Consider the following 14,350-nt stretch of genomic DNA (forward strand, 5'->3'; position numbering starts at 1 on the left):
CCGCATGCGCCGCTTGTTCTCCGCCCGCCTGATCGCCACTGCGCTGTGCGCAGGGACGTTGCTCGCGGGCACGCAGGCGGCGTGGGCGGGTGCCCAGAAAGAGGAATACCTGGCGGACTCCGTGCGCAGCGCGCTGTCTGCCGCCGTGGCCGACAGCCGCCCGCTGCGTCCGGTGTTCGCCAACAACGACGAGCAGCTCGGCTACCTGCGCTGGCTGGCGGAGATGTCGGTGCGCATGTCGGGCAAGATTCCGCAGGCGTCGGTCCGCGTTGAGTTGATCGAAACGGCGTACTACGAGGCCAAGCGCGCGGGGTTGGACCCGGCGCTGGTGCTGGGGCTGATCCAGGTGGAAAGCGGCTTCCGCAAGTACGCCATGAGCAGCGCGGGCGCGATGGGCCTGATGCAGGTGATGCCGTTCTGGACGCGCAGCATTGGCGACAAGGACACGCGCAAGCTCTTCCACCTGCAGAGCAACCTGCGCTACGGCTGCACGATCCTGCGCCATTATCTCGACATCGAAGGCGGCAATCTTTATCTGGCGCTGGGTCGCTACAACGGCAGCCGGGGCCAGCCGCAGTATCCGAATGCGGTGCTGGCGGCGTGGAAGCGCTGGCAGTATCAGGAGTCGAGCGCACTGACTGTATCGGCACCGGTGCCGGCCGAGGCGCCGCCGCCGCGTGCCAAGGCGCTGCCGGATGTGCCGGGGCGCAATCCGTTCTCGCCGCTGCGGATTGCTGGCGGGTCCTGACCGGCCGTTACACGGTGGCCGGCCTACAATAAGGCCATCTTTTTCGTTCGCCGCATCCACGTCACTCCGCATGTCCACCACCCAACCGTACGCAACCATGTCTGACGCGCTGCACGACTGGCTGCAGCGCCATGTGGCAGAAGGCTTCGAGGCGGATTCGCTGGTCACCTCGATGGTGCAGTCCGGCTACGACCGCGCGTTCGCGCGCCGCGTGGTGGACGAGGCGCTTGGCCAACGCGCGCCGGCGCCCGTCGTGGCACCCGTGCCGGCGTCTGCAGCACAGCCGGCTACGGAGGCCGTCGAGAACAGCAACGCCGTGCGCACTGCCGACGGCGACATCCCCATCCTGTTTGCGCTTGAGACGCCGCGCATCGTGCTGTTCCAGCACTTTCTGTCGGATGAGGAATGCGACCAGCTCATCGCACTGGGCTACAACCGCCTGAAGCGCTCGCCCGTAGTGAATCCGGAAACGGGTGAGGAAAACCTGATCGCCGCGCGCACCAGCGAAGGCGCGATGTTCCAGGTGGGCGAGCATCCGTTGATCGCCAAGATCGAGGCGCGTATCGCCCAGGCCACCGGCGTGCCGGTCGAGCACGGCGAGGGCTTCCAGGTGCTGCACTACCACCCCGGCGGCGAATACCAGCCGCATTTCGATTTCTTCAACCCGAGCCGCAGCGGCGAGGCGCGTCAGCTTGAGGTGGGCGGCCAGCGCGTGGCAACGCTTGTCATCTACCTGAACAGCGTGCAGGCGGGCGGGGCGACGGGCTTCCCGAAGCTTGGCCTGGAGGTGGCGCCGGTCAAAGGTAACGCGGTCTTCTTCGTCTACAAGCGGCCCGACGGTACGCTGGATGAAGACACGCTGCACGCCGGCCTGCCGGTCGAGCGCGGTGAGAAGTGGATCGCCACCAAGTGGCTGCGCGAGCGGCCGTATCGTCGCGGCGCGTGAGTGGTGCGAATTCCCCCGGAACGAAAAAGGGCGACCGTCGAGTCGCCCTTTTTGTTGGTCCCTGCACCGCGTCAGGTGTTCTTCAGCGCGCGGATGGTCGGCAGGTTGCGCCAGTAGCCCTTGGCATCCATGCCGCAGCCGAACACGTAGCGGTCGGGCACGTTGAAGCCGCAGAAATCCGGGTACAGCGGCTTGTCCTTGGCGAGCGTCTTCTCGCACAGCACTGCAGAGTAGAACTCGGAGGCGCCCATGTCGATGATGCGCGAGCGGATGGCGGCCATCGTTTCGCCTTCGTCGAGGATGTCGTCGAGCACCAGCACCGTGCGGCCCTTGACCGACTCGCGCGGCGCCACGCGCCACTGCATCTCTTTGCTGCCGACGGTCTGGTTGTTGTAGCGCGACAGGTGGATGTAGTCGAACTCCAGCGGGAACGCCAGCTTGGGCAACAGCATGCCGGTGAAGACGGCAGCGCCGCCCATCACAGACAACACCATCGGGAAGGTGTCGCCGATCTTCTCGGTGATTTCGGTGGCCATGCGATCCAGCGAGCCGCGTACGGCGTCTTCGCTGACGATTTCTTCGGAGTTGGCCCAGAGTTCGCGGGCCTGTTCTGCGCTCAGCATCGTGTCAGTTGGGTGAAACGGTTCGGTGTCAATCAATCGGGGCGAGGTGTTCAAGGGAAAGGTTAGTCGGCTCAGCGGCCGCCCAACAAGCCCTTCATGCCACCTTTCATGCCGCCCATGGCGCGCATCATCTTCATCATGCCGCCGCCCTTGAGCTTCTTCATCATGGTTTGCATCTGCTCGAATTGGTTGAGCAGGCGGTTGACTTCCTGCACCTGCACACCCGCGCCTGCAGCAATGCGGCGCTTGCGGCTGGCCTTGATGAGTTCGGGTTTGGCGCGCTCGGCGGCGGTCATGCTGTTGATGATGCCTTCCATGCGGCGGACCTGCTTTTCCGCCTGGTCCATGTTGGCGCCCTGGGCCTGCTGCGCAAACTGCGCGGGCAGCTTGTCCATCAGGCTGCCCAGTCCGCCCATCTTCTTCATCTGGCCGATCTGGGCCTTGAAGTCTTCGAGGTCAAAGCCGCCGGTCTTCTTGATCTTGGCGGCAAGCTTCTGCGCCTCTTCCATGTCGACACCGCGCTGGGCTTCTTCCACCAGCGCAAGGATGTCGCCCATGCCCAGAATGCGCTGGGCCATGCGGTCGGGGTAGAACGGCTCCAGCCCGTCGAGCTTTTCGGCCACGCCAACGAACTTGATCGGCTTGCCCGTGATGTGACGCACCGACAGCGCCGCGCCGCCGCGCGCATCACCGTCGAGCTTGGTCAGCACGACGCCGGTCAGCGGCAGGGTGTCGTTGAAGGCCTTGGCGGTGTTGACCGCATCCTGGCCGAGCATCGCGTCGACCACGAACAGCGTTTCCGCCGGCTTGAGCGTGGCATGCAGCGCGGCGATCTCTTGCATCATCGCCTCGTCAATGCCGAGGCGGCCGGCCGTATCGACGATCAGCACGTCGTGATAGTGCTTCTTGGCCCAGTCCAGCGCGGCGGCGGCAATGTCCACCGGCTTCTGGTCGGGCTGCGAGGGGAAGAAGTCGGCGCCGACCTGTTCGGATACGGTCTTCAACTGCGCGATGGCGGCGGGGCGATACACGTCGCACGACACCGTCAGCACTTTCTTCTTCTTGTTCTCTTTGAGCCACTTGGCCAGCTTGCCGACCGTGGTGGTCTTACCCGCACCCTGCAGACCGGCCATCAGGATGATCGCGGGCGGCGTGACGTTGAGGTTCAGCTCGGCTGCGCGCCCACCCATGATGGTGGTGCCGGCGCCTTCCAGCGCTTCCTGACCGCCGATGATGGCTGTCAGCTCGCGCTGCACGATGCCGACCAGCGCTTGGCCCGGCGACAGGCTGGTAATGACTTCCTCGCCGAGTGCCTTTTCCTTGACGCGGGCAATGAATTCGCGCACGACCGGCAGCGCCACGTCGGCCTCGAGCAGTGCCAGGCGGACTTCGCGCAGCATCTCAGCGGTGTTGGCTTCGGTCAGGCGCGCTTCGCCGCGCATGGTCTTGACCACGCGCGCGAGCCGTTGGGTCAGGTTATCCAGCATGACAGTGACAGGGATCCGGAATTGGGGACAGGGTGAAGATGAGACCGGCGCGCGCTTGGCTTGCACCGGCTGGGAATGTGCGTTCCGCTTGGTCACCCGGCGAGGCTTTCGGCGGGGGCGGGCCCCAGCCAAAACCGGGGTGCGCTGCGGTAAACTGTGCAAATGGCAATTGTACTGTATGCGCTGACGGCGCTTCTCTATGGTGCCCTCGCTTCGGTGGCGTGGGCGCGACGCGGCGGGCTTGGAGCCCGGGCCGCTGCCGGCGCCATTGCGGCTGGCGGGCAATCGCCGGCCGCCACGGTACTCGTGCCACCGCCGCCGGCCGCCGCCGATGCCGTTCCAGTCTGGTGGCGCTGGGCCCTGCTGGCGGCCCTGACCGCGCACGGCTTCCTGCTGCACGAGACCATCTTCCCCGCCAGTTCGATGGTGTTCGGCTTTGCCTACGCGCTGTCGGCCATGCTGTGGCTGGGTGTGGGCATCTTCTGGATCGAAAGCCTGTTCTTCTCGCTGGCCGGTCTGGGTTTGCTAGTGATGCCGGTGGCGCTGGTTGGCAGTCTGCTGCCGCTGGCCTTTCCCGGTACGCAGATCCTCGGCTATGCGGCCAGCCCGCTGTTCAAGCTGCACTTCGCCATCGCTAACGTGGCCTATGGGCTGTTCACGCTGGCGGCGTTCCACGCGATCCTGATGCTGGCCGCCGAGCGCCGCCTGCACACCATCAACCGCCCCGCCGAGGCAAGCTGGTTCAGCCGCTGGCTGGATCTGCTGCCGCCGCTGCTGACGCTTGAAAAGTTGCTGTTCCGCCTGATCGGTGCGGGCTTTGTGCTGCTTACGTTGACCATTGCTTCGGGCGCGCTTTTCTCCGAGCAGTTGTTCCATCGTGCCTTCCAGTTCGATCACAAGAATGTGTTCGCAGTGCTGTCGTGGCTGATGTTTGGCGGCATCCTGGTGGGGCGCCGTTTCCGCGGCTGGCGCGGGCGCGTGGCGTTGCGCTGGGTGATGGCGGCGTTCTCGATCCTGCTTCTGGCCTATGTGGGCAGCCGCTTTGTGCTCGAAGTCATCCTGCACCGCGTGTAGCGCGTTCTTGGCGCCTCCAGCTTCTCTTTCGTTGTCGTTTTCTCGTCCATGGCCCGTCCTGTCCTGCTGATCCTGATGCTGCTCGCCGGCTTGTGGTGGCTGAGCCGCCTGGGGGAGCGCCCGTCGCGTTCATCGCGTTCGCCCGGGCAGGGGCCGTCGCCGGGAAGCACGAAGCGCGCGTCTGAACGCGCGGCTTCCCAGCCGATCGAGCAATGCGCTGTGTGTGGCGTGCATGCCCCGCGCACCAGCATGGTTGCGCTGCCCGGCGGCCGCTACCGCTGCCCGGAACACGCCGACCGGGACGGCGCGTGATGCCCGAGGTGTCCCGCTCGCAGACTGACCTGCAGTCCAAGCCCGTCACGCCGGGCGAAGCCCCCAACGGCGCCGCACGGTCCGGCTTCCGCACGCTGCTCTCACGCCTGAATGCCTGGCGTGCGTTGCGCTCGGTCTGGCTGGAACCCGATCCCCCTGAATTCCAGTGGCGCCTGCTGCGCTATTTCGCCTTCAGCCGTGCGGCTGTGGCGCTGGTGCTGCTGCTGTTCGTCATGGTGCCGCGCGAGCATGCCGAGGCTGCCGCACTACCCAACAGCGATGCGCTGCTCAGCCTTACGCTGCCATACCTCGCGCTCGCCCTGCTGACGCTGGCTGCGGCCGGATGGTGGCGCTCGCGCTTCCAGTTCCGCGTGCGGCTGGACGTGGTGCTGGACCTGCTGTTCCTGGGGCTGGCGTATGCCACGCTGTCGCGATTGTCGGCCAGCGTGGCGATGGTGTTCCTGATGCCGGTGCTGGCGGCCGGTGCGCTCACCAGCCTGCTGTTCGCGCTGTTCACGGCGGCGGTGGCGTCGATGGTGGTCTTGGCCGACCCGTTCCTGCACATGATCGGCGATGGGCTGATCGAGCCGGGGCTGGCCTCGGCTGGGCTGTATGGCCTCATCTACATGATGGCCGCGTCGATGATGTATGGGCTGTCGCACCGGCAGATCGCGCAGGAGCGTTTGACCATGGCGCGCGAGCGCGAGCTGCGCCTGCAGCAGTTGGTCAACCGCCTGATGGTCTACGACATGCAGGACGGCGTGATGCTGGTGCGCGCCGATGGTCGCGTGGTGGCCGCCAACCCAGCCGCTGCCATGCTGCTGGGCGTGTCGCAGAACGCCTTCGTGAACAGCGGCGCGATGCTGTTCGACCTGAAGGACGTGCCGCACCTGCGTCCGCTGCTCGAAACGCTGCGTCAATGGCTGCGTCGCAAGAGCCGTCACCCAGCCGCGGGCGACGCCACGGGCGATGACGATGCGCCGCGCATTCTCGACCTGATGCCCGTTGCCTCGGGCGGCCGCAGAACATTGCATGCCCGCCTGCGCCTGCGCTTCATCCTGCCAAGCTTGGCCAACCTGCGCAGCGTCTATATGGACAGCCTGGTCAGCTCGATCGGCCTGGGCCTGCCGGGCGAGGGCGGCGAGATGCTGCGCCTGCGCAACCTGTCGGCCGAAGCGGGCACACAGGGCTGGTCGGCTGACGACGAGGCTTTCCTGCGTCACGAGCTGCACGACACCGTGCTCGTCCACGTGGAAAGCTGGGAGCGCGTGGCCGAGCAGGCGCAACAGGAAAAGCTCGCCTCGATGGGGCGGCTGGTGGCGAGCGTCGCGCACCAGATCCGCAACCCGCTGGCCGCGATCAGCCAGGCGGCCGAGTTGTTGGACGACCCGGGCGAGGGCATGGAGGGGAGTGGCCACACGCGGCCCGAAGGCTCCGGTGTCGAAACGCGCCTGCTGCGCATCATCCGCGACAACGTGCGCAGGCTCGATCAGGTGGTCGCCGATGTGCTGATGCTCTCGCGCCGGCCGCGCGGTGAGCGTGTGCGTGTGCAGCTCGCGCAGGTGCTGCCCGAAGTGGTGGAGCGCTGGCGTGCCGAAGCGCTGCGCCGTGCGGGTGCCGCAGGTGCATCAGGCGTGGGTGCCGAGATCAACCCCAACCTCGTGCGCGTGGCAGTCGACCTGGACAAGCCCGTGCTGTTCGACCCGGCGCAGTTGCAGCAGGTGGTTGGCAACATGCTCGACAACGCGCTGCGCTATTGCCGCCGCGTGCCGGGCTCGATCCTGTTGGCTGCCTATGCACTGGATGAGACGCACGCTGAACTCGTGATCTGGAATGACGGCCCCGAGGTGCCCACCGAGCAGCAGCGCAGCCTGTTTGAGCCGTTCTTCACGAATGACGCACAAGGCACTGGCCTTGGCCTCTACATGGCGCGCGAGTTGTGCAGCGCCAACGATGCGCAAATCCGATACGGCGCCATCGCGCTGGAATCCTTGCTCGATCGCACCGGAGCGTTGACCATGGAGGCGCGCGACACATTGCCGCGCCGCGCCTTCGTGATCACCCTGATGTTTGACCAACCTGCCTTGGCCGTTGCGGAATAAACCGCCGGCTGCGAATTTCTGCCGATTGTCCGCTGATCCATGTCCAAAGTCGCCATCGTTCGCGAACCCATTCTCGTCGTCGATGACGAAGCCGACCTGCGCGAGCTGTTGGAGATTTCCCTGCGCCGCATGGGGCATGACGTGGTGCTCGCCGGTGGGCTGGCCGAAGCACGCGAGGCCTTGTCCCGCCAGCGCTTTGCGTTGGTGCTGACCGACATGCGCCTGGGCGATGGCCTGGGCATCGAACTCGTGCGCCAGCTCTCGGCCACGGCGGACCGCACGCCGGTAGCCGTCATCACCGCGTATGGCAGTGCCGAGAACGCCGTCGAGGCACTCAAGGCCGGTGCGTTCGACTACATCGCTAAGCCGCTCTCGCTCGATCAACTGCGCAGCCTCGTGCTCAATGCGCTGGGTCGCCAGCAGCGCGATCCCGACCCGGGTAGTTCCGACCTAGCCGAGCGCACCAACGACCTGCTGCCAGGCCACTCCGCCGCCATGCAGGAAGTGCGCCGCTCGCTGATGCGGCTGGCGCGCAGCATGGCACCGGTGGTCATCAGCGGGGAGTCGGGCAGCGGCAAGGAACGTGCGGCGCGCGCCGTTCATGCGCTGTCGGCACGCGCGTCGCGACCGTTCGTGGCCGTCAACTGCGGCGCGATTCCCGAGAACCTGATGGAAGCCGAGTTCTTCGGCTACGTGAAGGGCGCCTTCACCGGTGCTGACAGCGATCGCCAGGGCTTCTTCCAGGCAGCCAACGGCGGCACGCTCATGCTGGATGAGGTGGCCGACCTGCCGCTGACCATGCAGGTGAAATTGCTGCGCGCACTGCAGGAGCGCCGCGTACGCAAGATCGGCGAGAGCCGCGAAGACCCGGTCGACGTGCGCGTGGTGTGCGCGAGCCACCAGAACCTGGCGCGCCTGGTTGCCGCCGGTCGCTTCCGCGAAGACTTGTTCTACCGCCTGAACGTGCTGGAACTGCGTATGCCCACGCTGCGCGAGCGCGGCGAAGACGTGCCCGTGCTGGCCGGCGTGCTGCTGGAGCAGCTCGCCAATCGTTACGGCGATCCGCGCCCCAAGCGCCTGACGCGCCCGGCGCTGCAGCAGTTGTGCGCGTATCCGTTCCCGGGCAACGTGCGCGAGCTGGAGAACCTGCTCGAGCGTGCGTACGCGTTTGCCGAAGGCGAGTCGATCGACGTGGATGACCTGGGCGCGCTGGGTGCCGAGATCGAGCGCTCGCCGCTGTTCCATCGCACGCGCGAGGCGCAGGCCGCCGCGCAAGGTCTGCAGGGGAGTGGCCACACGATGGCGCCCTCGCCCGTGACGGGCTGGCCCGACGCGGTCTATATGCCGGCGCCCGTGCCGAGTCCGATGGGCATGCCGCAACCGGTGGTGCAACCGGCGGAGCCCGCGCCGTCCTCCGCAACGACGGAACCGACGCTGCCGAATGTGGCACTGCCTATTGATCTGCCGGCGTATCTGGAGTCGGTCGAGCGCAGCGTGATCCTGGCGGCGCTGGACCAGACGGGCTTCAATCGTACGGCGGCTGCCAAGCTGCTCGGCCTGTCGTTCCGCCAGTTGCGCTATCGCATGCAGCAACTCGGCATCCGTGACCCGCGTGACATTGAAACTGCCAGCGGTCTGGGTGAAACGGCCGGCAACGGCCTGAACGGTGATGTCTGAACCGCAAGGCCTGCATGTCGACGCCGACGGCTGGGTGAGCGGCGCGCGCCGTCACCCGTCGCCCAACGTCGACGAGCGGCCGGAAGGCATGCCGATCGACCTGATCGTGCTGCACAACATCAGCCTGCCGCCTGCGCAGTCCGATACCGATTTCGGCACGGACAACGTGCTCAATTTCTTCACCAACACGCTCGACTGCGACGCGCACCCGTACTTCGACCAGTTGCGCGGCGTACGTGTGTCGGCGCATTTCTTCATCCGCCGCACTGGCGAGTGCGTGCAGTTCGCGCCGTGCGGCGTGCGCGCGTGGCATGCCGGTGCATCGGACTTTTTCGGCCGCACGCGCTGCAACGATTTCTCGGTCGGCATCGAGATCGAGGGCACGGATAACCTGCCCTTTACGCCCGAGCAGTACGCCACCACGGCATCGCTGGTGCGGGCGATTTGCGCGGCGTATCCGATTGCGGCGATTGCCGGGCATTCGGACATTGCGCCGGGCCGCAAGACGGATCCGGGGCCGTGCTTTGACTGGGCGCATCTGCGTGCGCTCGGCGGCTTCAACGCGGCGCTGTTTCCGTATCAGCACGCGCTCTGACGTTGCAATAGAAACGGGCGACCCCCTTGCGAAGGCCGCCCGCGTTCTCCTCTCTGCTTCTTTTTTCTAGTTCACAGCCTTAGGTACCCATGGCCGGGTCGGACACGCCGTCCTTGCCGGTTTCCATGCGGCCGGCAAAGCGTCGCGTGAAGCCGCCTTGCGGCACCGTTACCGTGAAGTCGTACCAGTTGCCCTGACGCGCGATTGGCCAGTGCTGGTCGAGCTGCTTGCCTGCCGGGATGTCGAACGTCCACGGGCCGTCATTGCGGTACGCGTTCGGCTTGACGGTGAAGGTGCAGCCGGTGGTGCCGGTGTTCATCATCGTCACGTAGACCTCGGCGTTGGCCAGGTCGTAGCACACGCGGATTTCCGGTGCGCTGGAGCCCGCGGCCGACACGGCGCTCACGTCGCCCGAGAACGCGCGGTGGAAGCCGTTGGGGCCGAGCACCCACAGGTCGTACTTGCCCTTGTCAGCGGTGTATACGTCCCACGCGTCGTCGAGCATCTTGCCGGGCTCAACCGCGTAGCGGCGCGGCACGCGATCCAGGTGCAGACGGTCGTACACGTGGAAGACGGCGGCGGCCGTGCCGGTGTTGCTGAAGATCAGGCGCAATGCACGGTTGGTGGCGTCTTCACGGGCGCTGACGTGCAGCTCGTATGGCAGGGCGCGCGAGGGGCGTGTGCCGGTGGCCTGAACGGGCAGTTGCTGCGCGGCCACCGTGGGCAGCGGCACCTGGGCCTTGGCCTGCTGCGCAGCACGGATGTTGTCAGCCGTGGTCTTGTCACGGCTGGGCAGCGTGGGCAGCGTTTCGTTGTTCGGGTTGACGAAGTTGAAGGCGCTGGTCAGGTCGCCCAGCACGGCGCGGCGGTACGCGCTGATGTTCGTCTCCTTGACGTTGAAGCGCAGTTCCAGGAAGCGCAGCACCGAGGTGTGGTCGAACGCTTGCGAGTTGACCCAACCGCCGCGGCTCCACGGCGAGACGATGTACATCGGCACGCGCGGGCCGGGGCCGTACGGGTTCTTGTCGGTGTGGTATTCGCCGGCGGTGCTCACCGTCGACTTGCCGGCCAGCACGCCGCCGTCATAGGCCGGGGCGGCGGGCGGCGGCACGTGGTCGAAGAAGCCGTCGTTCTCATCAAAGTTGATGAACAGCACGGTCTTGCTCCACACGGCCGGGTTGGCGGTGAGCGCGTTGAGCACTTCCTGCGTGTACCACGCGCCCTGCACGGGGCTCGACGGTCCGGGGTGCTCGGAGTACGTGGCCGGCGCGACGATCCACGACACCTGCGGCAACTGGCCGGCGGCGATGTCGTCCTTCAGTGCTTGCAGGAAACCGCCGTCGGGCATGGTGTTGCCCACACCCTTGATCAGCGGGCTGATGGTTTCGTCTGCGGGCGTGTACGGCGGGAACGGGCTGCCGTCTTTCAGGTTGCCGCGTGCAGCGTTGGCGTCGCGGTAGGTCTTGAAGCCGGCGAGCGGGTTGTCGGTGAAGTTGTCCGGCATGTTCTGGTAGACCTTCCACGATACGCCGGCGGTCTGCAGGCGCTCGGGGTAGGTCATCCAGTTGTAGGTGACGCCGGCGTCGAGGTGGTCGCCGCTGTTGTCGATGACCGGGCCGCCGTTTGCACCCGTCGGGTCGTTCGTGCCAGTCCAGTGGAACAGGCGGTTGGTGTTGGTGCCGCCGTGGAAGCCGCAGTGGTACGCATCGCACAGCGTGAAGGCATTGGCCAGCGCAAACTGGAAGTCCAGCTCGGTCTGCTTGTAATAGCCCATCGACTGCGTCTGCTTGTAGGTCGGCCACTTGCTCATGCGGCCGAGGTCCCACGCCTGTTGTGCGTCGGGGTAGCTGTGCGGCGTGCCCGAGACGCGCTGCGCGTTGCCGGCGCTGCTGTCGAGGTAATACGGCAACACCGTGCGTGACGTGCCGCCGCTGGTGTAGGTCTGCTGCCAGACGTTCAGGCCGCCGGCCAGCGGGATCGGGAAGCGATCACCAAAGCCGCGCACGCCCTGCAGCGTGCCGAAGTAGTTGTCGAACGAGCGGTTCTCCTGCATCAGGATCACCACGTGCTCGATGTCGCGCATCGTGCCGGTGGCGTTGTTGGCGGGAATCGCCAGCGCACGGCGGATCGACGGCGGGAAGGCGGCCAGCGCGGCGGCGGAAATCGCGCCCGTGCTGGCCATCTTGAGGAAGTTGCGGCGGCTGCCGTTGTTGGTGTTGGAAGTCATGTCGGTCTCAAACGCAAGTCGATGGAGAGGCAGCGCGGCTTACGGAGCGCAGTGCAGGTTCGGCTTGTTGGCCGGCGGTTGGCCGGGCTGGTCCGGCTGGGCGGTGCCGGGGCTGCCGGTGCCCGGCGTGCCGTCGTTCGAATCGCTGCCGCAGGCCGACAGCGACAAGGTGGCGGCGCACAGCAGCATGGCGGCCAGCCAGTGCGGCCGCGCGAGATGGTTGATGAAAGGCTTCATGAGCGGTCTCGTTCGGGGTGGAGGGGGAGGGGATCAGGGATTGAGCGACGACAGCGGCTGGTGCGAGCCGTTGATCGACTTGAGTTCATCCAGCGTCAGGCGGCGCGTCCACATGGCCAGGTCGTCGAAGGCCATCACGCCCTTGAGTGCGCCCGGGTTGTTGGGCACGTAGTTGTGCGTGGCGTCGTCGTTCACGCCCCAGACCTTGGTGGCCAGGCCGTTGAGCTTGGTGACGTCGGTGTTGGCGATGGCGCGGTCTTCCGTCTTCTGTACGCCGAGCACCGGATCGAGGATGTAGGCGCTGAACAGCTTGGCCTGCGTGTCCACCGACAGGGCCAGGTACGCCCACTGGTTGGCGCTGAACTTCATGCCCTGGATGTCATCGCGCTTGCCGCCGCTGCCCAGGTTGAAGCGCACCTCGCATCCACCCCACAGGGCGATGGCGATGCCCGCGTTGGCGCCGGAGTAGTAGTTCTTGTTGGAGAGGATCGGCTCGCCCGTGCCGTTGCCCTGCGTGCAGTCCGACTTGAACCAGAAGCCGATGGTGAATTGCGGGCTCTGGGCGATGTCGGCGCCGGTCTGCGTAAGCTTGTACGCGTCGATGCGCGAATCGACCGCCAGTGCCTTGCCGCCAAACGGATCGGTCACGGCCGAGCCGCCGTCAGTGCCCGCCACCCATGGGCCCAGCGTCGAACTGTTCTTGCGATCCGTCGGCGGCAGCGGGTCGAAGCTGTAGTACGTCGCCAGGCTGTTGGTCAGCGTGGTGGCCAGCGGTATCGGCGCCACGTAGTTGATCTGCGCCAGCATCGACACCGGCACGTTGTTGCGCACCAGCGTGTAGTTGATGCTGTACAGGCCGTTGGTCGTGGCGATGTTGCTGTCGGTGTACTGCGTGGCCGTGGCGGGCAGCGTGGCGACCGGCTTGCCGTCGCGCAGTACGGAAATCGGGCCGCTGGCGGCGGTCGGGTTCTGCCAGTTCAGCACCAGCGACGCGCTGTACGCGCCCACTGTGCTCTGGAGGTTGCGCACCCCCACCGTGCTGGCCGTGAGCGCGGCACCGTCGAGCTTGTGTGCAGTCGACGGCACGGTGGCGTTCAGTTGCGCCAGCACGGTCGGCACGATGTCGGCTTCGCTCGGCAGGGCGGCCAGGGCAGCTTCGGTCGTGGGGGCAGCCGTGCCGTTCTTGCCCAAGACCGGGTTGACCGTTTTGTTGAGCGCGATGAAGGCGGTGCGGTTTTCCAGCGTGGGTGCCGAGGTAGTGGCGCCGGTGGTATCCAGCCCGTGGCTGGTTGTGACGACCACGAGCCAGTCTTCATTCGGGTTGGCGGCGCGGCGTTGGGCGATGGCCGCTTGCAGCATGCCGAGCGCCTGGTCGACGCTGCTCAGCGCGGTGGCGTACGCATCGCTTTGCAGGCCCGAAGCCAGCGCCGCGGCGGCTGGCGCGGTGTACTGCGCGAAGACAACGTCGTAGCCGGATTGCACCAGCTTCACGCTGTTCTGCGTGACGCAGGCGTCGACCTGGGCGCAGTCGACCAGCGTGTCGAGGTTGCCGGCCTGTTGATCGGCCTTGAGCAGGGTGGGCAGCACGGCCGAGCTGACGGCCGCGCCCAAGCGCTGCGTGGTACCGGCGGCCTTGGCGGCGCTGCGTGCGTAGCTGAAGACGCTCGGGGCGGCCAGGGTGGTGACGGTGTCGTCGGTCACGCCGTGGCGGTTCTGCCAGGCGCCCGACAGCACGGTGGCCCAGCTCGGCGTATCCAGCGGCGGTTGCGCGGTGGTCGTGCCCAGCGTGCCGCCGGTCGAAGCGGGCATCACGGACAGCGCGCCCAGGTTCGGCAGGCTGCGCTGCAGTAGCGCGCTCTGCACCTGCGCGTAGGTGGCGCCGTCCACGCCCACCACCAGCACCTTCTTGCTGGCGCTGGTGGATGGCACGGTCGTGCCGCCCGGGTTGGCGACGGGTGCACTGTCGCTGCCGCCGCCGCAGGCCGTCAGCGTGGCTGCCACGGTTGCGCCTAGCGCGGCTGTGAGCAGGCGGCGGGCAGGTTGGTTCGATGCCATGTTGGTTTTCCTCGGTCTGTGTGCGCGGCACGCTGGCCGCAGTGATTGCGCTCCCCCGCAATGCGACCGAAGAGTAGGGACGGGGCCTGTCGCTCAGGTGACAGGCGCGGCAAGAATGCTGATGCCGCTATTCGGATTTCTTGAGCGCACCAGGAACCGTCGGGAGCCGACGATGGGGCATCTGCGCACCAGTGCAGTGCACACCACACATACCCCTACCGCAGATGAGGTGACGTCTATCGAACTTGCGCAGTCGATAGAAAGAAT

The 14,350-nt window shown here is 66.6% G+C and carries 12 protein-coding genes; 7 read left to right on the plus strand and 5 right to left on the minus strand.

Annotated features, from left to right (window positions below; all coding sequences use genetic code 11):
* Window positions 1–4: 4 nt before the first annotated feature.
* Both PI87_RS22325 and PI87_RS22330 read left to right on the plus strand, forming a co-directional pair.
* A complete protein-coding gene (locus tag PI87_RS22325) occupies window positions 5–748 on the plus strand; it encodes a lytic transglycosylase domain-containing protein (protein ID WP_039599913.1) in 744 nt (247 codons plus the stop codon).
* Window positions 749–818: 70 nt separating this feature from the next.
* Window positions 819–1,694 (plus strand): 2OG-Fe(II) oxygenase, encoded by an 876-nt coding sequence (locus PI87_RS22330; protein WP_039599914.1) that lies wholly within the window; start codon window positions 819–821, stop codon window positions 1,692–1,694.
* A gap of 71 nt (window positions 1,695–1,765) precedes the next feature.
* On the opposite strand, the gene PI87_RS22335 is transcribed toward PI87_RS22330, so the two are convergent.
* Together PI87_RS22335 and ffh are read right to left on the minus strand one after the other, a co-directional pair.
* Entirely contained in the window at window positions 1,766–2,317 is a 552-nt protein-coding gene (locus tag PI87_RS22335) for a hypoxanthine-guanine phosphoribosyltransferase (RefSeq protein WP_021196074.1), read from the minus strand.
* A 71-nt stretch (window positions 2,318–2,388) separates the two neighbouring features.
* Entirely contained in the window at window positions 2,389–3,804 is a 1,416-nt protein-coding gene (gene ffh, locus PI87_RS22340; protein ID WP_039599915.1) for a signal recognition particle protein, read from the minus strand.
* Between the two features lie 162 nt (window positions 3,805–3,966).
* Between ffh and PI87_RS22345 the strand changes: the two genes are divergently transcribed.
* The 5 genes from PI87_RS22345 to ampD are packed head-to-tail and all read left to right on the plus strand — an operon-like array spanning window position 3,967 to window position 9,564.
* Window positions 3,967–4,878 (plus strand): cytochrome C assembly family protein, encoded by a 912-nt coding sequence (locus PI87_RS22345; RefSeq protein ID WP_039599916.1) that lies wholly within the window; start codon window positions 3,967–3,969, stop codon window positions 4,876–4,878.
* A 48-nt stretch (window positions 4,879–4,926) separates the two neighbouring features.
* Complete coding sequence (locus PI87_RS22350; protein ID WP_039599917.1) at window positions 4,927–5,190, plus strand: hypothetical protein; 264 nt, start codon at window positions 4,927–4,929, stop codon at window positions 5,188–5,190.
* Window positions 5,190–7,292, plus strand: a complete 2,103-nt coding sequence (locus PI87_RS22355) for an ATP-binding protein (RefSeq protein ID WP_157003207.1) — start codon at window positions 5,190–5,192, stop codon at window positions 7,290–7,292. Before PI87_RS22350 ends, PI87_RS22355 begins: the two co-directional genes overlap by 1 nt.
* A 39-nt stretch (window positions 7,293–7,331) precedes the next feature.
* Window positions 7,332–8,969, plus strand: coding sequence for a sigma-54-dependent transcriptional regulator (locus tag PI87_RS22360; RefSeq protein WP_039599918.1), 1,638 nt, complete (start codon window positions 7,332–7,334; stop codon window positions 8,967–8,969).
* Window positions 8,962–9,564 carry a 1,6-anhydro-N-acetylmuramyl-L-alanine amidase AmpD gene (gene ampD / locus PI87_RS22365; RefSeq protein WP_039599919.1) on the plus strand — a complete coding sequence of 201 codons (603 nt, stop codon included), beginning with the start codon at window positions 8,962–8,964 and terminating at the stop codon, window positions 9,562–9,564. Before PI87_RS22360 ends, ampD begins: the two co-directional genes overlap by 8 nt.
* 79 nt (window positions 9,565–9,643) lie before the next feature.
* Here ampD and PI87_RS22370 read toward each other — a convergent pair whose 3' ends face one another.
* The 3 genes from PI87_RS22370 to PI87_RS22380 are packed head-to-tail and all read right to left on the minus strand — an operon-like array spanning window position 9,644 to window position 14,083.
* The gene (locus PI87_RS22370; protein ID WP_039599920.1) at window positions 9,644–11,791 is read right to left on the minus strand and encodes a phosphocholine-specific phospholipase C; all 2,148 of its coding nucleotides are present in this window, start codon (window positions 11,789–11,791) and stop codon (window positions 9,644–9,646) included.
* Between the two features lie 39 nt (window positions 11,792–11,830).
* Window positions 11,831–12,028, minus strand: a complete 198-nt coding sequence (locus tag PI87_RS22375; protein ID WP_039599921.1) for a hypothetical protein — start codon at window positions 12,026–12,028, stop codon at window positions 11,831–11,833.
* Between the two features lie 33 nt (window positions 12,029–12,061).
* Window positions 12,062–14,083, minus strand: a complete 2,022-nt coding sequence (locus tag PI87_RS22380) for an alkaline phosphatase family protein (protein WP_039599922.1) — start codon at window positions 14,081–14,083, stop codon at window positions 12,062–12,064.
* Window positions 14,084–14,350: the final 267 nt, after the last annotated feature.

Origin of the sequence: Ralstonia sp. A12 (assembly GCF_000801955.1) — a bacterium.
Lineage (GTDB): Bacteria > Pseudomonadota > Gammaproteobacteria > Burkholderiales > Burkholderiaceae > Ralstonia.